Raw genomic sequence first — 23000 nt, 5'->3', positions numbered from 1 at the left:
GTTACTTAAAGTCAGGAATTCACCATGCAAAATTTAAGCCAAAAAGTCGCTGTTATTACCGGTGCCGCAGAAGGTATCGGCAAAGCTATTGCTCTAGCTTGTGCAGCGGAAGGGATGAAATTAGTATTAGCCGATATTGATGCAGATAAGCTGGCTGCAACCGTGGCCGAAATTTCTGCCCGCGATACAGAGGTAATTGGGCAGGTAACAGATGTATCTAAATCAAGCGCTGTAGATGCATTGGCCGACGCTGCGTTTGCGCGGTTTGGGCAAGTCAATTTGCTGGTGAATAATGCCGGTGTCGCCTTCGCAAAAAACGCCTGGGAAACGACAGAAGAAGATTGGAACTGGTTAATGGGAATTAACCTGTATGGCGTAACGCACGCATTACGCGCCTTTATTCCGCGTATGTTGGCGGGCGGCGCAGACGGGCACATCGTCAATACTGCCTCGATTGCCGGCTTAATTTCTGAGCCGTCGTTAGCTGCTTATAACGTCAGTAAGTTCGGCGTGGTGACCTTATCGGAGGGCTTGCAGCATGACCTGGTGTTACGCAAGGCGAACATAAACGTGTCGGTACTTTGCCCGGGTTGGGTCAATACCCGTATTATTGAATCGGAACGGCACCGCGCATCGGAAGATCGTACCGATGTCGCAAAATTAGATAAAGTCAGCATCAAAACAGGCTTGGCAGTAACCAAGGCAGTGCAAGCTGGTATGAGTGCCGAGCAAGTTGCTAGCGCGACTTTGGATGCGGTTAAACATAACCAGTTTTACATCCTGACTCATCCTTATACCATTCAAGGAATAGAGGTGAGGATGCAAGATATTTTGCAGCAGCGCGCACCAACTTTGCTGCCGCTTTGAGAATGTATTCAGCGTTGGAAATTTAAACTAATTAAATTAGCTCATGATCACCGGACCACCGATTTTTATGGCTCGCTGGTATGCGGGACGCTGTACCATTTTTTCGCGGTAAGCGGACAGATGCGTAAACTGACGGGCATGATTACCGCGTGCCAATCCCGCCTCGACAGCAAAACTCATTTGAAAATCAGCTAGCGTTATTTCATCTCCGGCAAACCATGGGTGGCTGGCGAGGTGATTGTCTATAAAGGTGAGCGCAGTTGTGACGTTGGGATCAACTAGTTTGACCAGCACCTTGGCGCATAACTGGCGTGCAATCGGACGGACAAAAAACGGCATAGGCTGAGTTGGAATAGTCATAAACACCAACTTCATCACCAGCCAGTTCATTAGAGATCCTTCGGCGTAGTGCATCCAAAAGCGGCATTGAAGATGTTCGGGGGTGTTTGGCGCGGGCACGATGTTGGTAAGCTCGCCAGTAGCATCTTCTTTACCCAGATAGCCATATTTATCGGCCAGATATTCCAAAATTGCGCCCGATTCTGCAACCGTTATATCGCCGTCGGTGATCACTGGCGATTTACCCAATGGGTGAATTGCTTTCAGTTCGGGCGGGGCGAGACGGGTCTTTTTGTCGCGTTGATAACGTACGATCTGGTACGGCACTTTTAACTCTTCCAGTAACCAGAGTATGCGTTGCGAACGTGATGTTTCAAGATGATGCAGGGTTAGCATGTGACGGGCACTTTCTAATGATGTTTGAATTATTTTACGAACAGCATTATTACTCCATTTCCAAGTGCTGTCCAAGCTCAACTACGCGATTGGGCGGCAAGCCGAAACGCAGTATTGCATTATGTTCGTTGCGGCTTAAGAGTATAAACAGGCTCTGCGACCAGCGATGCAACCAACCGCGCCATTGCCATTGCCGGCGGCGTGGAAGCACCAGGGTTTGGTGGCCGAGGAAATAGGTGGTTGATAAGGGTTCGAACAATTCATAGTCTGCGAGCTTGGAAGTCAGATCCAACGTATTGGGAACGTTGGGCTCTTCCATAAATCCGAACCGCGCGATTATACTGATAAAACCGAGCGGCAATTCGTCCACGGACAAACTATGTTCCTTCTGCACACGCGGCACTTCCTCGGTGATCAGGGTGAGCAATACGACGCGTTCGTGTAGCACTTGATTGTGCTTTAAATGATGCAGCAGTTCGACAGGCACTACGTCTGCTTCTTCAGTTAAAAATACAGCTACGCCGGCAACCCGGTGCGGTGGCGACATCGCCAGGTTATCAATAAAAGAACCGAGTGGCATAGCACGTTCGCGTCGTTCTTTTGCTAATATTGCGCGTTCCGCATACCACGAAGCCATGATGGAAAAGACGGCAATGCCGAGGGCGAGTGGTAGCCAGCCGCCGTCCAGGAATTTAAGCGTATTTGCCAGGACAAAGGCGACATCGGCAATGAAGAATACGCCAGCCACAGCCGCCACTGACCACCATGACCAATGCCATCTGACGCGGGCTAAGGCAGCAAATAAAATCGTGGTAATTGCCATGGTGGTGGAAACCGCCAGCCCGAAAGCGGCGGCCAGATTGTCGGAAGTTTTGAATAGCAAGACGATGGCGATCGTACCTATCATTAGTAGCCAATTCAAGGTCGGCAGATAGACTTGGCCTATCATTGCGCCGGAAGTGTGGATGACTTCAACGCGTGGGCTGTAGCCTAATTGCGCGGCCTGACGTGTTAATGAAAATACGGCGGAGATCAACGCCTGCGAGGCGACAATCGTAGCCAGTGCCGCCAGTGCCACCATGGGATACAGGCCCCAGGTTGGCACCATCGAATAAAACGGGCGGTCAGCGACGCTAGGGTTACTCAATAACAGCGCACCCTGTCCAAGATAATTCAGGGCCAGCGACGGTAGCGCCAGTCCGTACCATGCGAGCTGAATTGGCCTGCGGCCAAAATGTCCCATATCCGCATATAAGGCTTCACCGCCAGTCAGGCAAAGTACCACGGCACCCAATGCAATAAATCCTTGACCACCATTGCGCTCAAAAAAACGAATGCCATGCATCGGATTGATCGCGCCAAGAATGGCAGGATTTTGCCAAAGTGTATGCAAGCCGAGCGCGGCAATCACTAAAAACCAGATTAATAAAATCGGGCCAAAGATAATCCCGACTTTGCCAGAACCGAATGGTTGAATGGCAAACAGCCCGATCAAAATCACAATCGTGGTTGGTACAACATAGGGTTGGAATGCTGGCGTGGCGATCTGTAAGCCTTCAATGGCGGAGAGCACCGAAATCGCCGGAGTAATAACGCCGTCGCCATACAACATGGCCGTGCCGATCAGCGCTAAAAAAATCCAGCGTTTAGCGCGTCGCCCTGTGTGCTGATGGCAGCTGCGTTCTCCGATTAATAGCGTTAGCAACGCTAAAATCCCACCTTCACCACGATTGTCGGCACGCATTAAGACCAGAACATATTTCAGGCTGACCATGATAATCAGTGCCCACAAGAACAGCGACACGGCACCCATTACGTTTTCTGCGCTCGCCGCTACGCCGCGCTGCGGGTGAAACGTCTCTTGCAAGGCATATAAGGGGCTGGTACCCAGATCGCCAAACACTATACCCAGTGCTGCCAGAGCAAGTGCGGGCATGGATTGAGAGTGTGCTGATTGGGGTGTTGACTGAGATGTTGAACTATTCGACAAAATGTTCTCCTAGGACGACCTAAGGCATTCAGTTTTCTGGGGTGATTTTTGTAAAGCTCGATGAGGCTGTGTGACGTTGATTCAAAATTAGTGCGTAATCGAATCTGTAAATAAGGAATTATGTACTTTGATTTTTCACACGTATACAGATTTTTAGGGCTTACTTATTAGCTTAGTCTTAAGTTTTATTCTAAGCATTATTTCTTACTGTCGCTTATTTAATGAATAGTCAGGCTAGTTATTTAGCTTTTACAAAATTTACTCTGTTCTTGATATTTTTGCGAAAAATGCGTTGTCAGATGAGGTGAATTTGCTAAACTCACACGAGTTTTTAACGTAAATACCAAAAAAATAGGAGATCGTGATGAAATTAAACCCCCTTGTTTTAGCTTGTAGCGTACTTATTACCCAAGTCAGCTGGGCGCAAACTGCAGCACCATCGACAGGAACGCCAACCACCGCCGAAGCTGAACAATTTGTGCATGACGCGGAAGCGAAGCTGGAAGCCGCTGTTATTCGTGCGCAGCGGGCCGAATGGATTTATGAAAACTTCATCACGGACGACACAGAAGCGGCTACGGCACAAGAATCCGAAGCGCTGCTGGCAATTTCCGGCGAATTAGCGTTGCAAGCGCGTCGTTATAACGGCGTGCTAATGAGCGAAGCAAGTAAGCGCAAATTAGCGCAAATGCAGCTGAATTTAATGCTATCTGATCCGGCTGAACGCGCCGCTTATGCGCGCATAGCGGCTTCCATGTCAGGCAGCTATGGCAAAGCTAAATATTGCCCAAAAAAGGATGATCCCAAGAGCTGTTTAGCATTGGGTGAGTTGGAGCACATCATGGCAACGTCACGTGATCCGGCTTTGTTAAAAGAAGTTTGGTTAGGTTGGCACAGCCTGTCGCCTTCCTATAAAGACGACTACGCAAAATATGTCGCCTTGTCGAATAAAGGCGCGGTGAACATGGGCTATGCCGATACTGGCGCGTTGTGGCGTTCCAACTATGAAATGACGCCCAAGCAATTTGAATTTGAAATGGAACGTTTGTGGCAACAAGTAAAGCCGTTGTATGACTCACTTTACACCTACACGCGTCATCAATTACAAAAAACCTACGGCGAAAAAGAGGTGCCATCAACCGGCCCAATTCCCGCGCATTTGTTTGGCAATATGTGGAGCCAGACCTGGGATAATTTATATCCCATTTTAAAACCGGAAGGGCTTTCCTCCTCCTATGATTTAAGTGAAGTGTTAAAAGAGCGCAAAGTCACGCCAACACAAATGGCGGGCTACGCAGAGCGTTTTTACACTTCCCTCGGAATGGAAAAGTTACCGGAAACATTCTGGAAGCGTTCTTTGCTGAGCAAACCTAAAGACCGCGAAGTTGTTTGCCATGCGTCCGCGTGGGATATCGATGCCCGGCAAGATGTGCGCATCAAAATGTGCATTACTCCTACTGCCGAAGACTTCACAACCATTCATCATGAATTAGGGCACGTGTATTACTTCCTGGCGTATCGTGATCAAGATCCAATGTTCCACAACGGCGCAAACGATGGTTTCCATGAAGCGATAGGCGACACGATTGCACTGTCAGTCACGCCCGAGTATTTGAAAAAAATCGGCCTGCGTGAAACTCTGCCAACCAAAGATCAGGAGATAGGTACTTTGCTTAACCGTGCACTTGAAAAAGTGGCGTTTTTACCGTTCGGTTACTTGGTTGATAAATGGCGCTGGGAAGTGTATTCCGGCAAAGTCACGCCAGAAAACTACGACAAAGCTTGGTGGGAATTGCGTGAACAATACCAAGGAATTAGCCGCCCTGCACCGATGGAAGCGAATGGCTTTGATGCCGGAGCAAAATTTCATGTCGCATCGGATACGCCTTACGCACGTTACTTCTTGGCTGATATCTTGCAATTCCAGTTTCATCGTGCCTTGTGTAAAGAAGCCGGTTATGTTGGCCCGTTAAATCGTTGCTCGATTTTTGAAAATAAACAAGCCGGCGAAAAATTCCAGGCGATGTTGAAAATGGGTTCCAGTAAGCCGTGGCCTGAAGCGTTAAAAACGATGACGGGTTCAGACAGGATTGATGCTACGGCGATTCTTGATTATTTCGCGCCGTTAAAAGTATGGCTGGATGAACAGAATGCGTTGTATGAGAAGAGTGCGAAGAAGTAAGTGAATATGTTGTCGTGATTCGGCGTGGTAAGCTGGGTTTTCAACCCAGCTTACACCTATACCTACAGCCAAAGATATTCATAAATGGGATTGAAGATGCAATGATAAATAAAACCATAGAGACTTCCCCGCAGATTTATGCACGAATTGCTGGTGCGCTTTATCTGGCGATTCACAGCCGCATATTGCAGTTTTTCACTAGTAATTCGAACATCGTTACATAACAACTTGTAAGATGTAATATGCTTCGCCATTACCACCTACCTCGCTGTCGACTCTCAGTCAATACGCACCCCTTCCTCTCAAAAGTATAACGCCTAGTTAGTCCATTTTCTCTGAAATACATTATTCATAATTCTATTGACGCATAAATTAATTTTATATAGAGTACTCTGTATTGCAGAGTAAATGTGAGAAAACCCGTGATAACTAAACAACAAGCGCAAGAAGCTTTAATTCAAATTGAACTAACGCAACAACGCAGCGCAGAATTAATAGGCTATTGGCGTTCTGGAATATATGTACAAGTTTGGGGAGTGGTTTGGATTATTGCTTATTTATCCTGTTTTTTTATGCCGGTGAATTCAGGCAGCATTTGGTTAATTTGTGATGCTATAGGGGGGATAGCAACCGTAATATTAAGCATACGTGATCGCAAAAATGAGAAGCAGGACAAACGAATAACTTGGGCAATCGTCATTATTGCCGCGTTTGGAATACTTGTTTCTACCTTGATTTCCAACCGACCAGGCGCTCTTCCCGTATTTTGGACTTTTCTGATCATGGCTTGCTACATGTTAAGTGGGCTCTGGTTTGGTATACGCTGGATTATTTTAGGCGCAACCGTTATTGCTCTATGTATGGTCACCTACCTCAATTTTATGCCGTGGTTTAATTTGATCATGGCAATAGCCGGGGGAGGTGGGTTGTTGTTGGGGGGCACTTGGATAGCCCGTGCTAAATAAGGGACGTTGAATCATGCCGGGACTAGACGAAATTATTCATCAAAGTATGCGCTTACGCATCATGACCTCACTTAATGTACTCAAAAAAGAGGAGTGGATTGAATTCGTTCGTCTCAAATCGCTGGTCGAAGCCAGTGACGGAAATCTTGGCGCGCATCTAGATACTTTGGCGCGTGCAAATTACGTTGAAATTGATAAGCAATTTGTAGGAAAAAAACCGCAAACCCGCATACGCGCTACTACGCAAGGGCGGAATGCGTTTAAGCATCATGTCACCGCATTACGTAACTTATTAGACATGTAATAACCCTAAAACAGGAATGTAGATATGGCTTTAGACATTGGCATTATCGGTTGGGTGCACACCATTGCCTGCATCATTGCATTGATTTCTGGATTCATCTTATTGTGGAAACTAAAAGGTGGCGATGTTCACAAACGGCTTGGTGGTAATTACGTAATTGCGTCGGTAATAGCCAACATCACTGCGCTGGCTATTTACAAAATAGGTGGCTTTACACTATTCCATATATTGGCATTAGCAACATTAATCAGCCTAATCATCGCCTTTGTTTCAGCGCGCTGGAAAATACCAGGTCAATTTTGGCTACGCGTGCATCTTACTGCGATTATTTTTAGTTATTACCAATTGGTTGGTGGATTAATCAACGAGGTATTTTTACGCGTACCTGGTTTAAAAGAAAAAACTGCAGCAATCAGTAATTTTCAAGGATTGGCCTTGGTATTTTTTCTTATGTTGATTGCCTATTTTGGGGGTAAAACATCACGCAGCCTAATCCAGGCAACTTCCGTAAGGCCGCGGGCTAATATTAATCATCCGAAAATTTCCGGACTGTAAAGCGCATTATTTTTTGAAACTCTATAAAACTCAATTCCTCATCTTATTTACTCAATCAGATGAGATTCTGATAGATGAACTTAGTTGGTGAATTTCACTTAACTCAAAAATATTTAGGTTAAAAATGAACTCTATTTTCTTTGGCGGGATATTACTATACTTAAATTTATCATCCGCTTTTGCCCAACAAGTTCAAGAAGATATGGGCAGCGTTTTAAATGAACAAGTCCAGCAAGTCAGCGTCACCGGTTTCAGAGATCCAGACTGGAAATCTTATCGCAAGATGTTGGAAGGGCTTGATGCATTTGAAAGTAACCATCAGCTGGCACCCTCCGCAGCATTACAATTTCTCTTGCTGGCGAAAGTGAAAAGTACTCCTATCGATGGGCTGAAATTGAAGATTGTGGGTTTACCCAACGAAATTGACGTGCCAATTTCGACAAGCCATACTTTTGTGCTACCACGCGATCAATCGGCTGCGGACAATAACGCAGATTTGCAGCTCAACCGAAAAAAAGGACTGTTTCGTTGGCGTCCGGATATTCATAGCCCGGAAGTACCGTCAAATGCACGCCGCCTAGGAGATTTACGGTTGGAATGCGAAGTTCGTTGGGCAATTGATCAATTCGATTTATCTTTCATAAAAATCGCCTACATTGTTCCTCTAGGTGGTGCTTGTCATTCATCGAGAAGCAAAGTTTTTTATGTGGCAACGAAACCAATAATCGGCGCTACTCTGGTATTTGGAGAGCATCGTGAAAAACTTGATATGGACCGGCTAGATTCTGTTGATCACACATTATATTCACCGCCTCTGCACGATAAATCTTGGCCGGACAATACGTTAATCGAATTTGAATTCGCAGAATCCAATCTCACTAGTAATCTGTAAAAAGGCTGGAATGAAATCCAAGCATCATCGATGCACAATTTGGAGTTCGTCCCAGCGCGGAAGGCTTGGTTGTGCGTATAAGCTTCAACCCAGTATCTACGCACTGCAAAATCAGTCATTTAATCCAATTAATTTTCAATAAGATGGCTTTCCATCTCGTCAACCTCTTCGTGCAACCACGCGTCAAATAATTTTGTTTTAAGCGATGGTTCTTCTTCAGCGCGATACAAAACACGATAGCCATATTGTGACGTTAGTCGTTTGAACGGCGCGATTATCAATGCTCCCTTCCTTATATCTTCATAGGCAATTGAATACGGTGCGAGAGCAACACCGTGTGCGGCCACTGCCGCCTGCACAAGCAATCCGGAATGACTGTAGCCATGTGAAAAATCGTAGTGTGCGTCAGGAATTCGGTTTTCTTTGAGCAAACGCAACCAGTTTTCAGGAGTGCCTTCAAACAGCAGTGGAAATTTGAGTAATGAGATCAGTGATTGTGTGGCAGATTTCTTTGTGCTTACCGTTTTCTTCAGCAATGCAGGACTGTACACAACGACTAACTTTTCACGGAGCAGTGGGGCTGCGTCGGCAGTATCCTGAATTTTGCTATAGCGTATAGCCACATCGTAAGATGAGTCGTTTAAATTTACCAAGGCATCATTAGACTCTATGCGGATGTCTAACTCAGGATGGCGTTCAACGAAACGATGCAATCGTGGTGTTAGCCATTTCATTGCAAACGAGTGTGTAGTAGATATGCGTAAGACATGCTCTTCATTTGTAGTTTGCAGCGCTGCCACTTTGGCATTCAACTCGCGTAAATGTTTGGCGACGGCGCTTGCCAATTCCTGGCCTTTCTCGGTAATGACTAACTGACGCGTTTGTCGCGTGAAAAGTGCAAAGCCAAGTGTTTGTTCTAATTGCTTGATTTGCTGACTTATCGCTGCCGGTGTCTTATTCAGTTCACGTGCGGCCAACTTGAAACTGCACCAGCGCGCAGCGCATTCAAAATCAATCAGGCCGGATAAACTACGTAAAGGTTTGCTCATGATGAATTAGATTATCTTTCTTATTTGATTAAAATTTATCGTTTGTCGATTCAAAAATATTCTTTGATAATCGCCTAAATTTCAAAAAGAGGTAATTTATGAGTAAGAATATATTGATTATCGGTGGAACGCGATTTTTCGGCAAGGTGCTGGTTCAGAAGCTTTTGGATGCGGGGAATCAGGTGACAATTGCTACTCGTGGACAAATGAAAGATAGTTTTGATTACAGTGTGCAGCGCATCAAAGTAGATCGTAAAAATGAAGCGTCCATGCTGGAAGCATTTGCGGGAATTAGTGGTTTTGATATTGTGTATGACCAAATGTGTTACACACCACGCGACGCGGCAATCTCGGTGAAAACGTTCGCAGGTAAAGTTGGGCGTTATGTGGTGTCGTCCACCATTGAAGTCTATGACCACTTGTATCGCAAATTTGATCGCCCATACCGAGAAGTCGATCTGGATTTGAATAGCGTGGCAGTAGACATGACGCATCCCTGGGATATCGCTGAACTGGCAGAACAGCATTACGGATTGGGGAAACGGCAGGCTGAGGCTTACTTCTATCAGGAAGGCAGCCTACCCGTGGTTAGCGTACGTATCGCTCATGTATTGGCAGGGCCAGAAGATTTTACTGGGCGGTTAGCGGCATATGTGCAGCGTGTTTATCAAGGCGACCCAGTGCTTTATTCCAATGGGCATGGGAAAAGTTCATTCACCAACCCAGAGGCAATTTGCGATTTTTTGTGCTGGGTAGGCGAGGAAACTTTCCTCGGCCCCATTAACAGCGCCAGTGTTGGTGAGTTTAGCGCGCTGGATATTTACAGGGAAGTAGGGGAATTAATGCACAAGGACATAGTTTCGCAACCCGTGGTGTGCCAAATTAATGCGCCGCAATTGAGCCCCTTTGATTATTCACACCTACACATGATGGACACAAGCAGGGCCCAATCATTGGGCTACAGCTTTAATCATCGAAGGGAATGGTTAGCTGAGCTGATCTCACAGCATATTGCTGCTGAGTCAAAAGCAGCACAAATTTGACAGCGAGAATGAAAATGTTTGGTATAGAAAATTTTTTAGCCTTCTTGCTCGCGGCAACTCTGATCATCATAATTCCAGGGCCAGCGACTTTTTTCGTCATGGGAAAAGCGCATTTGACGTTCGCCCATGCGGTTTTTGCTGCATTAGGTATCATTATCGGTGACGTGGCACTGATTACAGTTTCAGGCCTGGGCTTCTCTTCGCTTATAGCGCGATTTCCGCTCTTATTGATGTCAGTAAAAATTGGCGGAGCACTCTATGTACTTTATCTTGGCTTGGCGTTGTTGAAGTCAGGGTCTAAAAATGAACTTAGGAATAGTTTAACTAAGCCCGCGCAAGGTCAGAGATTTCAGGCTTTTGTGAGAGGCATATTAATCACACTTACAAATCCCAAGCCTATTCTATTTTTTTCGACATTCTTCCCTATGTTTATTATGGCGGGAACAAAATCTGTAGTGAAAAGCTTCTACCTACTTGGTATGTATTTTGAAATTCTCAATTTAAGCTATTTCTGCATTTTGCTATTAATTGTGACGCAATTGCAGCAACTATCGTCATACAATCGCTTTATCGGTGGCGGATTTAAATCTGTCAGCGGCGTGGGATTACTGTGTTGCGGCACTTTTATTCTTGTAACTTCATTTCGGTAATCACATGGGTGCTTAAAACTGCTTAAATTGGGGGCTGGTTTCAGGTGCCGATGAACCGTCGAAATTTGTTTGGATAAGAATTTGATTGGCCTCTGTGTAGAACATTGAACGATGTGCGTTTTGTACTCAAAGTAGCTCGTAACCTGTATAGAGAAATAATCTGCAACCAGTAGGGTGAATTAGCTGAAAGCGTAATGCACCACAATCCGTAAATCATCGATAAAGATATTAAGAAGCATTTGAGTTGATTAACTGTTTGGGGGTATTACGTTTTCAGCTAATACCCCCTATTTTCATAATTAAATTACCGTAGTTTCAAGCCCTTTATTCGCCGCATTAGCTCCACAAGAATGACAAAACTTGGTGAAGGCATTTTTGCGGGTATTACAACTGCGGCAGTGATCAAATAAGCAGATGCCGCAATGCTGGCAAAAATCATTGGCGGGGTTTTTTAAATCGACTTCACGTTCACATCCGGGACAAACCTGTTTAGCCAGTCGCGTCAAGGCAACGTCATAGCTGAGTTCTTCGCGGCGCTGTTGGTTGGGCAGTTGTTCGGCGAGTTTTTGCCGCTCCAAATAGGCGTTCAATGAAATGATGGCTTGCCGACCAACCAAAACGGTAATGATGATGCCGACGCCGTAGCGCACGTAGCCGCCGTAGCTGGGTAAATAAGGGACTAATTCGACAAAAAAAGTGAAGACCGAAAAAAATACAAAGCCCCAGACAAACGGCCAATACGTGCTTTTGCGCTTCTTCTTTAGCAACCAGCCGGCAACTACTAACAGCGGTAACGTCAGCGCTAAACGGTATAAAAAGACCCGTAAATCCTGCTTGCGTTGTTCCGCTTCCAGGGCGACATCGGCGGTTTTTTGCAGCTGGCTTAACTGTGTTTCCGCATTCTGCTGTTCTTGCATGATGCTACGGTTTTTTTCTTGTAGCTGCTGTACTTGCGCCAAAGTGCTGCGCTCGGTATTTTTGAGTTTATCAAGCTGTTGGTTGCGGGCGATTAAGTCGCTATCTTGCGATGCTAATGCAGTAGCGCGGCGTGTGGCTATCCAACTGGTGAATGAGTCACGGGCTGTTTGAGAATCGGCTTTGGCAGACTCGTATTGGCGCTCTGCCTGATCCAGGTTGTCGTCGTTAATCTTGCGTTGGTCGCGGCTAGTTTTGATAGCAAGATCTGCTTGCGCTGCCGCGTTCTTGTCGATGAAATCAGACATGCTGTAATGATGCTCAACTTGCGGCAAATTTTGTACCACATTGCTACCTAAGCCGATTAAAAAACCGGCAAATACGACGGCGACTATCCATAAACCAAAACGAAACCATTTTTCTGACAACCTTAATGACTTGCTCATAGCGTTCCTTTTAATTAGGTAATTTTTCGATACGTTACCCTAATTTTTCAGCTTAAGCGAGGCATTGTCATTGGATGGTAGAGACTAACTCCGGACTCTGCCATTCCAACAGCAGATAAACTCCTTTATCGGCGATCAGCTTAAAGCCTAAGCGTTGGTACAGCAGAAGAGCAGGGTTGAATTTTTCCACATGAATTAGCACTGATTTACCTAGTTGCTGCGCTTCTGTAAAAATTGATTGCAAGATGCCGCTGCCTATACCGCGCCCACGAAACTGCGTGAGCAAGGCAAGATCAATAATCAGGATGGCATCTGGCCGATGCTGTAAATAGACCCGGCCGACTTGTTGTGTGTCGTGCAGAATCAAAAAAAATTCGGCATTGGGATATGCAGAATAGGCGCTGTGCTGGGCTTGGAATTGCATGTCGATGAAGGAAGTTTTTTGCGCATCATTCCAATTGGTCTGTCTTAATTCTTCTTCCCGGGTTGATCCGTATACCTGCTTAAGAAAAGCCATATCGGTATCGTTGATTGGACGTAAAGCGGTGTTGGGGTGAGTTATTTGCATGAGGTAGCCCGCTTATTTTTTAATGTTAAAACAGGCTTGATAGCGATAGCCGTGTTCGGTTTTGGCAACCGGCACCAGAAAAATTGCATGCTCAGGCAGACTGGCATGCGTCAGGGTATACGTCCCTTGTCCCAGTTGATCCGTATGTGGTCCGGTAAAAAATAGCGAAAACTGATGAAAGGAAGAGTTTACCGAGCTTTGATTCTTGACTTCTTCCAGCAGTAATTCGGTTTGCTGCTTGTCTTGAAATTGTATAAAAAACGGTGTGTTCAGATGAGGATGAAAGAGTTCTGCGGCGTAGTTCATAAATGCTGGCCTTTCATTTAAAAACAGTCAGGAAGAGTCCTGACTGTGGTGGTAGTTGTACTTGGTTGTATTTGGCTGTGCTTAGTTGTCATTACGGGCGTTGTGGCCAGGCACCAGCCAGTGAAATACAGAAATTAAGCACTTGATAGGGTTGGCTATTATCATGTGGCAAGCTATTTCCTACCGTGCCTATGGTCGCCGGAGACAGAGTGGTTAAGGCAGGCGGTGGTACGGCTGCGATAAAGGCATTATTGTTGGCATCTAACAGACGGGCTGGCAGGTGATTTGCTGGCTGGTCTGAACTGGCATGCGCTACATCGCCATAAAGGGTGTGGCTGTGGGAAGGCATAGTTGCTGTGGTAATGGTGACTTGTGCGTCGCCTTGCGGGTTGTTTATATCTCCATTGACTTGACCCATGATGGCTCGCCCTTGTAAATTGGGTAAGCCAAAGTTAGTAGATCCATTTCCTCCGTAATTTGCGCCAAGAATTGCAAACAAAGCGGCATTTTGTTGTACTGGTATCAACTGCCCATTACAGAATGCCCATTCATAAGGCGCATAGTTAAAACCGAATGCGCGAATTTCTCCGATAAATTGATCAGCCATTTTTTTTCCTTAAAATTAAGACTGTGAAGGGTACATTCCAGCAGTGGAAATGATGTAGGACAGCGATAGGGTCGGCATCGTATTTTCATGCGGGGTACTACCGCCCGATAAGCTGAATGCCTGGCTGTTAAATGCTCGTTGGTTCGCAGGCACGGAGTTGCCTAAGTCATAAAATACCGATGGCGACGCTATTGTGCCGAGTGCGAGGGTTGGGCCAGGTGTTATCGTCGTAGCTGGATTATTGCTGGCCTGAATCGTATGTAAGTGGGACGGTAGCTGGTTGGAAGTCAGGCTTACCGTAGTGACGCCAAATGTTTGTGCGATGGTGCGGGGCGTTAAATTGGGGCCGCTTCCTTGCCCGACTGGAAGCTTGCCGTTCAGGTTGGGTAACGCAAAAGTTGTATTGCCATTCCCCCCATATGCTGTGCCTATTAAAGCGTAGAGCGTTTGGTATTCTGTGATGTTAAGCAGGCTGCCGTCACAGAACAGCCAGTCTACCGGTGCATAGTTACCCGCAAAAATACGGATTTCGCCTATAAACGAATCTGCCATAATGCTCTCCTTAGTCTCTGGTTGGGTAAATGCCGCTCAGCGCAATGATGTAGTTGATGACTAGTGACGGCTGCATATTTTCATGTGCCGCTCCGCTGCCAGTGTTGCTGCAGATGCTAGCTTGTAGTGGTGTGAGGTTGCTGGCAGCGGTATACAGATTTTTACCCGGGCCCTGGATTGCCGGATTCGTTGGACTGTATAAGTTACTAGTTGCGAGTATGTTTTCCTGGTCGATCCCAACATTGAGTTGATTGGCGGGGGTAGTTGATACGACGAATTGATGGCTGTGTGTGGGAATGGTGTCATTGGTCAGCGTTACAGTTTCTTCTCCAGCCATGGCGCCCATCGGATAGCTTGGACTCTGGTGCACGGCGACGCGACCACGTAGATCCGGTAACGCAAAGCTGCTGCTAGTGCTACTGCCAAATTGCGCTCCTAACAGTGAGTACAATGCCTGATTTTGGTTGATTGCCAACATCGACCCATCACAGAAAGCCCAGCCGCGTGGGGCGAATTGAAAAGCACAAATCTTAATTTCACCTATAAATGGTTCCATAATTCTATTCCTTATGAAAGTCATACTTGGAAAAAGTCATGTTGTGCGAATTGGGTTTCGCAGCAGTAAATAATTGTCGAGCAACTCTACTTGGTCAAGGAGTTTTTGTAATTATTTTGAGTCGAGTGAATTTTGAGCTCTGTTAGATTGTTTTTGAGAAAGAATAGGTTGGGAAGAATAGGTCAGGATCGAGCGATGTCTGACCTATCTCCCCAAAAATACTAATAACAATAGTTCTGTTAAGTATCTTATTTGCAGCTTGCCTGATTTAAGATTCATAAGTTGAAACCAAGCATTTATTTTTAGATGACATTTTTATCGCGCAACTGCGCTAACTGTTGCTCTGAATAACCCAACAATTCCTGCAAAACGTGATTGGTGTGTTGCCCAAGCAATGGCGGAGCGTTGTTGTAGCGGGTTGGTGTGGCCGACATCTTGATTGGGTTCGCCACTAGCCTAACGTTACCTGCCGTTGGGTGCGGTAATTCAATGGCACATTCTCTGGCCTGCACTTGCGGATCATTGAATACTTCATCTAAGCGATTAATCGGGCCGCAAGGAACGCCGGCGGACTCCAATAATTCCAGCCATTCTTCCTTGGATTTTTTCTTGACCATTTCTGCCAATATGGGCACTAATGTGTCGCGAAATTCAACCCGTTGCGGATTACTGATAAAGCGTGGATCGGTGGCTAATTCAGGATAATCACCTACTTGCACAAACTTGCGATACTGACCGTCGTTACCGGCCGCCACAATAATATGGCCGTCAGAGGTGGCAAAAGTTTGGTAGGGCACAATATTCGGATGCGCGTTGCCCCAACGTTTCGGCGCCTGGCCGCTGGCCAAATAATTGCTGCCTACATTCGCCAACATGGCCACTTGCACATCCAATAAAGCCAGGTCGATATATTGCCCTACGCCAGTGCGCTCACGATGCGTTAAGGCGGCTAACACTGCGATAGTGGCGTACATGCCAGTCATTAAATCGGTAATTGCAACGCCAACTTTTTGCGGGCCGCCGCCGGGCAATTCATCGCGCTCGCCAGTAATCGACATTAAGCCGCCCATGCCTTGAATAATAAAATCATAGCCGGCACGTGCTGCATAGGGGCCGGTCTGACCAAAGCCGGTAATTGAGCAGTAAACTAAATCGGGTTTCAGAGCGCTTAGCGATGCGTAATCAAGGCCATATTTTTTAAGTTGATCGACCTTGTAATTTTCAATCACCACATCAGATTGCATCACCAAATGGCGAATAACTTGTTGGCCTTCCGGAGTGGCAATATCAACCGTAATCGAGCGTTTGCCACGGTTGGCGGTGAGATAATAGGCGGCTTCGGTGCTGTTGTTGCCATCTGCATCTTTTGCATAAGGCGGGCCCCAACTGCGCGTATCATCACCAACGTCGGGTCGTTCTACTTTGATGACATCGGCACCTAAATCGGCCAAATTTTGTGTACACCAAGGTCCGGCTAGTACGCGGGTTAAATCAAGTACGCGAATATGTTCTAAAGAAGCTGACTGCGGGGAGTTTGTCATACTAAAATGTCTCGCTTGGTTATATTTTTAAATTTGTTATAGGACTTACGCAAAATTGCTCCGGCAAGGCACGCCGACGCAGACAGTACTTTAGTACGGCAAGGAGAGCGTAACGCCGCTGGAGCGGTTTTGCGTAAGTCCTATATTATTTCATTTTGATGGACGATCACATGTGGCCATATCCAAAAATTATTGCGCATCGCGGAGGCGGTAGCTTAGCACCAGAAAACACTTTAGCGGCGATGCAGTGCGGTTTAAATCGGGGTTTTCATGCAGTTGAATTCGATGTGATGCTAACAAAAGATCTGGTTCCTGTGTTGCTGCATGATGAAAAGCTCGGCCGTACCGTTGCTGGGCAAGGGCAGGTGAGCGAGATGTTAGCGCAAGACCTTTTTCAACTGGAAGCAGGTAGTTGGTTTGCGCCAGAGTTTGCCGGATGCCGTGTTCCGAGTTACACCCAAGTGCTGGAATTTTGCGCTAAAAACGAGATTTGGATGAATGTTGAAATTAAACCTGCCGCTGGGTTTGATACTCTGACTGGAAAAATCACCGGGGAAATAACCCGCGATTTTTATCAGAAAAATACACAATTTAATGCGCCATTGCCGTTGTTTTCATCGTTCTCATTGGACGCCTTAGCTGCCGTTAAATTAGCTGCACCACTTATTCCACGCGCCGTGTTATTTGATCAGATACCAGCAAACTGGCATGAGCATCTGCGCGCATTAGATGCCGTTGCTTTGCATACCAATCAGCAGCATTTAACTGCGACTTTGGCGCATGAAATCAAACAGGCTGGTTATGGCTTAAGTTGTTATACCGTAAATGAAATTGCCCGCGCACATGAACTGTTGAGTTGGGGTGTAGACGCTTTATTTACGGATCGGCTGGATTTGATTGGTGCTGATTTTACGTAATTTCATGCTTATTAATTACTATATTCGTGCATTTCGGGCGATTTTTGCATAGGCGCCGCTACTAAAATTGCGCTTACATCACGTATAATCATCCACCAACTTTGCATTACTTCCCTTTAGACTCGCTTTAATTTACTGAAACCAATCAGAACATGAAATCGTCCGAAATCCGCGAAAAATTCCTCAAATTCTTTGAATCCAAAGGCCACTCCATCGTGCGCTCGTCAAGCCTGATACCTGGCACAGACCCCACGTTATTGTTCACCAATTCGGGCATGGTTCAGTTTAAAGACGTGTTTTTAGGGCAGGACCAACGCAGTTATACACGTGCCACCACGGCGCAACGCTGTGTTCGTGCGGGCGGTAAGCATAATGATTTAGAAAACGTCGGCTATACCGCGCGCCATCACACTTTCTTTGAAATGTTGGGTAATTTTTCGTTCGGCGACTACTTCAAACGCGATGCGATTCACTATGCGTGGGAATTGCTCACGGTAGTTTATGGACTGCCAAAAGATAAGCTGACCATTACTGTTTACCAGACTGACGAAGAAGCGTACGGCATTTGGCTCAATGAAATCGGTGTGCCTGCTGAGCGCATTATCCGGATCGGTGACAACAAAGGCGCACCTTACGCATCCGACAATTTCTGGCAAATGGCCGATACCGGCCCTTGCGGTCCATGCAGCGAAATTTTTTACGATCACGGTCCTGAAATCTGGGGCGGCCCGCCAGGTTCTGAGCAAGAAGACGGTGACCGTTTTATTGAAATCTGGAATCTGGTTTTCATGCAATACAACAAAGACGAGCAGGGTGTTTTGCATCCTCTGCCTAAACCGTGCGTTGATACTGGTATGGGTCTGGAGCGTTTGGCCGCTGTTTTACAACACGTCCATTCCAACTATGAAATTGACGCTTTTCAAGCATTGATTAAAGCGGCTGCGCGTGAAACCGCTTGTAGCGACTTAGATCACAACTCCTTAAAAGTTATCGCTGACCATATCCGCTGCGCTGCATTTTTGATTGTGGACGGCATTATCCCAGGCAATGAAGGACGCGGTTATGTGTTGCGCCGTATTACCCGCCGCGCTTTGCGTCATGGTCATAAATTAGGTCAAACTAAGCCGTTTTTCTACAAATTGGTGGCTGATTTAGTGGGCGAAATGGGCGTGGCCTACCCTGAATTAGCACAAGTGGCAGAGCGTGTTGCCCAAGTATTGCAGCAAGAAGAAGAACGTTTTGGCGAAACGCTGGAACATGGCATGAAAATCTTGGAGGCGGCATTAGCTAAAGACAGCCAACGCCTAGATGGCCGCACCGCGTTTACTTTGTACGACACTTACGGCTTCCCGCTAGATTTAACCGCGGATATCTGCCGTGAACGCAACGTGGAATTAGACCAAGCCGGTTTTGATACGGCGATGGAGCATCAAAAACAAACCGCCCGTGCTGCAGGTAAATTCAAAATGAGTGCCGGTATTGAATATAGCGGTGCAAAAACCAACTTTGTCGGTTACGAAAAATTAGCGCAAGCAAGTAAAGTGATTGCTTTGTACGTTGATGGCAGCCCGGTGCAGCAGATAAGCGCAGGACAATCAGCATTGGTCGTGTTGGATACAACACCGTTTTATGCCGAATCCGGTGGTCAATGCGGTGACCGTGGTGGCTTGTCAGCGCCAGGTATTTCGTTTGAAGTGTCAGACACCACTAAAATCCAGCCAGATGTATTTGGTCATCATGGCGAGTTGGTGACTGGCACATTAGCGGTCGGCCAGTCAGTGGAAGCGCATGTGGCAGAGGCTGTGCGCGCGCAAACCGTGCGTAACCATTCTGCTACCCATTTAATGCACAAAGCCTTGCGTGAAGTGTTGGGTGCGCATGTAGCGCAAAAAGGTTCTTTAGTTGATGCGGATAAAACCCGTTTTGACTTTAGCCATAATGCTGCCATGACCTTCGACGAAATTCGTCAGGTGGAAGAAATTGTTAACTGCGAAATTTTAACGAACAGCGCAGCACAAGCGCAGGTGATGGCATTTGATGATGCCGTCAAACATGGCGCAATGGCTTTATTTGGCGAAAAATACGGCGACGAAGTACGTGTTTTAGATATCGGTAGCTCACGCGAACTATGCGGCGGTACTCATGTTAAGCGCACCGGCGATATCGGCTTCTTTAAAATTGTCTCAGAAGGCGGAATTGCCGCAGGTATTCGTCGCGTTGAAGCGGTAACCGGCGAAGTGGCCGTGCATTTGGTACAAAATTTAACCGCACGTCTTGGTGAAGCCGCTGCGTTATTGAAAACCCAGCCTGATGATTTACTGCATCGCATTGTTTTGGTGCAAGAGCAGGTTAAATCGCTGGAAAAAGAAATGACGCAACTTAAATCCAAGTTGGCGGCAAATCAGGGTAATGAATTGGCTTCGCAAGCCGTTGATATTAAAGGAATTAAGGTATTAGCCGTAGTACTGGAAGGTGCTGATGCCAATACATTGCGCGAAGTGACAGAAAAGCTCAAAAACAGCTTAAAAACTGCTGCGATTGTGTTGGCTTCTGTGCAAGATGGCAAAGTAAGTTTGGTCGCTGGCGTAACTGCGGATACAACCGCTCGTGTAAAAGCGGGTGATTTGGTTAATTTTGTTGCGTTGCAAGTCGGCGGTAAAGGCGGCGGACGTCCAGATATGGCGCAGGCTGGCGGTACTAACCCAGCTGGTTTGGCGCAAGCTTTAGCAGGTGTTGCTGCATGGGTAACTGAACGGGCTTAAGTAAAAAATAAATTTATTGCGGATATTGCTGCAGGTGCTATAAATAAGTTGTAATCCCTGCAGCGTATCCGTTTAATTTTTTTGCTCTGCAATAGTGCTCTACAGTGCGCAGTATTGCTGAAAGCAGTGATGGTAATTCCTGATTTTGCAATAAACGCTTAATTCGGCGTGTTTTCATGCAATTTCCGTGCAATTAGTAGCTAAAAAGCGCTGGTTTGATGTTGTTGTATGTTGCGATGCACCATGTTGGATTTATTTGCGGTAGAATTGGTGCATTGTTCGTTTCATTAATTACCGGATGGAAATTATGCATTTCAATAAAGAACTGGACGCCCGCGGGTTAAATTGTCCACTTCCTATTCTTAAGGCAAAAAAAGCGTTAGCTGAAATGTTGAGCGGCGAGATTTTGCATGTGATTTCCACCGATCCCGGTTCCATTCGTGATTTCCAGGCATTTTCAAAACAAACCGGTAATGAATTAATTGCACATGAGGAACATTTGCAAGAATATGAATACTACATAAAACGCAAATAATTCAATATGCGTTTTCTTTAAAAGCTCGCTACGATTTAGCGGGCTTTTTTATTGCCTGCGACTTTTACGCTAGCGGCGATATTGTTGTAATTAGGAGTTAAATTCTAGATACCGCATGGAATTAAAAGTACGATCGTGCTAAATTACGTCCCTCTAGATAAGATTCACATTGAAGTTGAACATCTCAGTTTATAATCTTCGATTTACTTGAACTTTGCACAGGCAAAATTATGAAAATACTAGTACCAGTCAAGCGCGTTGTTGACTATAACGTCAAGGTGCGTGTCAAATCCGATCAGTCGGGGATGGATATCGCCAACGTTAAAATGTCGATGAATCCTTTTGATGAAATCGCTATTGAAGAAGCGGTTCGTTTAAAAGAAGCCGGTGTTGCGACAGAAATTATCGCCATTTCATGTGGCGTTGCACAATGCCAGGAAACGTTGCGTACAGCGATGGCAATTGGTGCAGATTGCGGTATTTTGGTTGAATCCGATGCAGAGTTGCAGCCGTTGGCCGTAGCCAAATTGTTGAAAGCAATCGCGGATAAAGAACAACCTTCATTGATCATCCTTGGCAAACAAGCGATTGACGATGATTGCAATCAAACCGGACAAATGTTGGCTGCGTTATTAGGCTGGCCGCAAGCCACCTTCGCGTCTAAAGTTGTTGTCGCTGATGGAAAAGTAAGCGTAACGCGTGAAGTAGACGGCGGTTTAGAAACCCTGTCACTGACTTTGCCAGCGATTATCACAACAGATTTACGTCTGAATGAGCCACGTTATGTAACTTTGCCTAACATCATGAAGGCGAAGAAAAAACAATTAGATAACGTCAAACCAGCAGACTTAGGCGTGGACGTTGCTCCTCGCGTTAAAACATTAAAAGTGGTCGAGCCAGCACAACGTTCCGCTGGAATTATCGTACCTGATGTGGCAACTTTAGTCGCCAAACTTAAAAATGAAGCCAAGGTGATATAAATGACAACACTTGTTATTGCTGAACACGATAATGTCAGTTTAAAAGGGAGTACTGCTCATACTGTTACCGCTGCAGTTCAATGCGGTGGTGATGTGCACGTTTTGGTAGCGGGTCATCAGTGCGGCGCAGCAGCGCAGGCAGCAGCGCAATTAGTTGGCGTAAGTAAGGTGTTAGTTGCTGACGCAGCGCATTTTGCGGATGGTTTGGCAGAAAACTGTGCAGCGCAAGTACTGGCGATTGCTAGTAACTACAGCCACATTCTCGCCCCAGCTACTGCCTACGGTAAAAACATTTTGCCACGCGTAGCCGCGATTTTAGACGTAGCGCAAGTTTCTGAAATTACCAAGGTAATTTCTGCCGACACGTTCGAGCGTCCAATTTACGCTGGTAACGCGATCTCAACAGTGCAATCAACTGACGCAGTTAAAGTGATTACCGTGCGTACTACCGGTTTTGATTCTGCAGCAGCGGGTGGTTCGGCTGTAGTTGAAAACATTACTGCGGTGGCTGATTCCGGTCAATCGAGCTTTGTGTCACGCGAAGTAGCTAAGTCGGATCGTCCTGAATTAACAGCTGCAAAAATTATTGTTTCCGGTGGCCGCGGTATGGGTTCGGGCGAAAACTTTAAATTGCTGGAACCGTTGGCTGATAAATTAGGCGCAGCAATGGGCGCATCACGCGCAGCCGTTGATGCTGGTTATGTGCCGAATGACTGGCAAGTTGGTCAGACGGGTAAAATTGTTGCCCCATCTTTGTATATTGCCGTTGGTATTTCCGGCGCGATTCAACATTTGGCCGGGATGAAAGATTCCAAGACTATTGTTGCGATCAATAAAGATCCGGAAGCACCGATTTTCTCAGTAGCTGACTACGGCATCGTAGGTGATTTGTTTGAGATAGTGCCGCAGTTAATCGCTGAATTAGGGTAAGGGGACTTACGCAAAACCGCCCCAGCGGCGTTGCACTTCCTTGCCGTACATTCGTACTGTCTGCGTTAGTGCGCCTTGCTGGAGCAATTTTGCGTAAGCCCTGGCAAAAAAACAGATTTAAAAATTTCGACACATTGCATCGCACTCATGGAC

At 46.2% G+C, this 23000-nt stretch carries 23 protein-coding genes; 13 read left to right on the top strand and 10 right to left on the bottom strand.

Annotation, left to right across the window (positions count from 1 at the left end; genetic code table 11):
- The first annotated feature begins 24 nt into the window (after positions 1 to 24).
- The gene (locus S2091_RS01090) at positions 25 to 867 is read left to right on the top strand and encodes an SDR family NAD(P)-dependent oxidoreductase (RefSeq protein WP_105529929.1); all 843 of its coding nucleotides are present in this window, start codon (positions 25 to 27) and stop codon (positions 865 to 867) included.
- 36 nt (positions 868 to 903) lie between these two features.
- On the opposite strand, the gene S2091_RS01085 is transcribed toward S2091_RS01090, so the two are convergent.
- Positions 904 to 1602 (bottom strand): glutathione S-transferase family protein, encoded by a 699-nt coding sequence (locus S2091_RS01085; protein WP_105529928.1) that lies wholly within the window; start codon positions 1600 to 1602, stop codon positions 904 to 906.
- Between the two features lie 49 nt (positions 1603 to 1651).
- On the bottom strand, positions 1652 to 3538 hold the full coding sequence (locus tag S2091_RS01080; RefSeq protein ID WP_105529927.1) for a potassium transporter Kup: 1887 nt from the start codon (positions 3536 to 3538) through the stop codon (positions 1652 to 1654).
- A gap of 418 nt (positions 3539 to 3956) precedes the next feature.
- Between S2091_RS01080 and S2091_RS01075 the strand changes: the two genes are divergently transcribed.
- The 5 genes from S2091_RS01075 to S2091_RS01055 all read left to right on the top strand — a co-directional run bounded on the left by S2091_RS01075 (position 3957) and on the right by S2091_RS01055 (position 8490).
- Positions 3957 to 5774 (top strand): M2 family metallopeptidase, encoded by a 1818-nt coding sequence (locus tag S2091_RS01075; RefSeq protein WP_105529926.1) that lies wholly within the window; start codon positions 3957 to 3959, stop codon positions 5772 to 5774.
- Between the two features lie 422 nt (positions 5775 to 6196).
- The gene (locus tag S2091_RS01070) at positions 6197 to 6739 is read left to right on the top strand and encodes a hypothetical protein (RefSeq protein ID WP_105529925.1); all 543 of its coding nucleotides are present in this window, start codon (positions 6197 to 6199) and stop codon (positions 6737 to 6739) included.
- 13 nt (positions 6740 to 6752) lie between these two features.
- Positions 6753 to 7043 (top strand): winged helix-turn-helix domain-containing protein, encoded by a 291-nt coding sequence (locus S2091_RS01065; RefSeq protein ID WP_105529924.1) that lies wholly within the window; start codon positions 6753 to 6755, stop codon positions 7041 to 7043.
- A 24-nt stretch (positions 7044 to 7067) separates the two neighbouring features.
- A complete protein-coding gene (locus S2091_RS01060) occupies positions 7068 to 7598 on the top strand; it encodes a DUF2306 domain-containing protein (RefSeq protein ID WP_105529923.1) in 531 nt (176 codons plus the stop codon).
- 124 nt (positions 7599 to 7722) lie between these two features.
- Entirely contained in the window at positions 7723 to 8490 is a 768-nt protein-coding gene (locus tag S2091_RS01055) for a hypothetical protein (protein WP_105529922.1), read from the top strand.
- Positions 8491 to 8618: 128 nt separating this feature from the next.
- On the opposite strand, the gene S2091_RS01050 is transcribed toward S2091_RS01055, so the two are convergent.
- On the bottom strand, positions 8619 to 9539 hold the full coding sequence (locus S2091_RS01050; protein ID WP_105529921.1) for a LysR substrate-binding domain-containing protein: 921 nt from the start codon (positions 9537 to 9539) through the stop codon (positions 8619 to 8621).
- A 98-nt stretch (positions 9540 to 9637) separates the two neighbouring features.
- On the opposite strand from S2091_RS01050, the gene S2091_RS01045 reads away from it, so the two are divergent.
- Both S2091_RS01045 and S2091_RS01040 read left to right on the top strand, forming a co-directional pair.
- Positions 9638 to 10582, top strand: a complete 945-nt coding sequence (locus S2091_RS01045) for an NAD-dependent epimerase/dehydratase family protein (RefSeq protein WP_105529920.1) — start codon at positions 9638 to 9640, stop codon at positions 10580 to 10582.
- A 14-nt stretch (positions 10583 to 10596) separates the two neighbouring features.
- Entirely contained in the window at positions 10597 to 11232 is a 636-nt protein-coding gene (locus S2091_RS01040) for a LysE family translocator (protein WP_165794873.1), read from the top strand.
- A gap of 299 nt (positions 11233 to 11531) precedes the next feature.
- Here the strand turns inward: S2091_RS01040 and S2091_RS01035 are convergent, their stop codons facing one another.
- The 7 genes from S2091_RS01035 to S2091_RS01005 form a co-directional block, all read right to left on the bottom strand.
- The gene (locus tag S2091_RS01035) at positions 11532 to 12593 is read right to left on the bottom strand and encodes a serine endopeptidase (RefSeq protein ID WP_105529918.1); all 1062 of its coding nucleotides are present in this window, start codon (positions 12591 to 12593) and stop codon (positions 11532 to 11534) included.
- Between the two features lie 67 nt (positions 12594 to 12660).
- A complete protein-coding gene (locus S2091_RS01030; RefSeq protein ID WP_105529917.1) occupies positions 12661 to 13161 on the bottom strand; it encodes a GNAT family N-acetyltransferase in 501 nt (166 codons plus the stop codon).
- Positions 13162 to 13173: 12 nt separating this feature from the next.
- A complete protein-coding gene (locus S2091_RS01025) occupies positions 13174 to 13467 on the bottom strand; it encodes a DUF6916 family protein (RefSeq protein ID WP_105529916.1) in 294 nt (97 codons plus the stop codon).
- Positions 13468 to 13558: 91 nt separating this feature from the next.
- A complete protein-coding gene (locus tag S2091_RS01020; RefSeq protein WP_105529915.1) occupies positions 13559 to 14074 on the bottom strand; it encodes a phage tail protein in 516 nt (171 codons plus the stop codon).
- Between the two features lie 15 nt (positions 14075 to 14089).
- Complete coding sequence (locus S2091_RS01015; protein ID WP_105529914.1) at positions 14090 to 14626, bottom strand: phage tail protein; 537 nt, start codon at positions 14624 to 14626, stop codon at positions 14090 to 14092.
- Positions 14627 to 14636: 10 nt separating this feature from the next.
- Positions 14637 to 15182, bottom strand: a complete 546-nt coding sequence (locus S2091_RS01010) for a phage tail protein (RefSeq protein WP_105529913.1) — start codon at positions 15180 to 15182, stop codon at positions 14637 to 14639.
- A 302-nt stretch (positions 15183 to 15484) separates the two neighbouring features.
- Positions 15485 to 16723: a CaiB/BaiF CoA transferase family protein gene (locus S2091_RS01005; RefSeq protein WP_105529912.1), complete on the bottom strand. Its 1239-nt coding sequence runs from the start codon at positions 16721 to 16723 to the stop codon at positions 15485 to 15487.
- 170 nt (positions 16724 to 16893) lie between these two features.
- On the opposite strand from S2091_RS01005, the gene ugpQ reads away from it, so the two are divergent.
- The 5 genes from ugpQ (at position 16894) to S2091_RS00980 (ending at position 22847) form a co-directional block, all read left to right on the top strand.
- A complete protein-coding gene (gene ugpQ, locus S2091_RS01000; RefSeq protein WP_105530175.1) occupies positions 16894 to 17640 on the top strand; it encodes a glycerophosphodiester phosphodiesterase in 747 nt (248 codons plus the stop codon).
- 152 nt (positions 17641 to 17792) lie between these two features.
- The gene (gene alaS / locus S2091_RS00995) at positions 17793 to 20402 is read left to right on the top strand and encodes an alanine--tRNA ligase (protein WP_105529911.1); all 2610 of its coding nucleotides are present in this window, start codon (positions 17793 to 17795) and stop codon (positions 20400 to 20402) included.
- 307 nt (positions 20403 to 20709) lie between these two features.
- On the top strand, positions 20710 to 20937 hold the full coding sequence (locus S2091_RS00990; RefSeq protein ID WP_105529910.1) for a sulfurtransferase TusA family protein: 228 nt from the start codon (positions 20710 to 20712) through the stop codon (positions 20935 to 20937).
- Positions 20938 to 21167: 230 nt separating this feature from the next.
- Positions 21168 to 21917, top strand: a complete 750-nt coding sequence (locus S2091_RS00985) for an electron transfer flavoprotein subunit beta/FixA family protein (protein ID WP_105529909.1) — start codon at positions 21168 to 21170, stop codon at positions 21915 to 21917.
- The gene (locus tag S2091_RS00980; protein WP_105529908.1) at positions 21918 to 22847 is read left to right on the top strand and encodes an electron transfer flavoprotein subunit alpha/FixB family protein; all 930 of its coding nucleotides are present in this window, start codon (positions 21918 to 21920) and stop codon (positions 22845 to 22847) included. It abuts the gene before it with no gap.
- Positions 22848 to 23000 lie beyond the last annotated feature (153 nt).

This window comes from Solimicrobium silvestre (assembly GCF_002976435.1).
Lineage (GTDB): Bacteria > Pseudomonadota > Gammaproteobacteria > Burkholderiales > Burkholderiaceae_D > Solimicrobium > Solimicrobium silvestre.
Note: the sequence above shows the minus strand (reverse complement) of the source record. Positions and strands in the feature narration are given on the sequence as shown.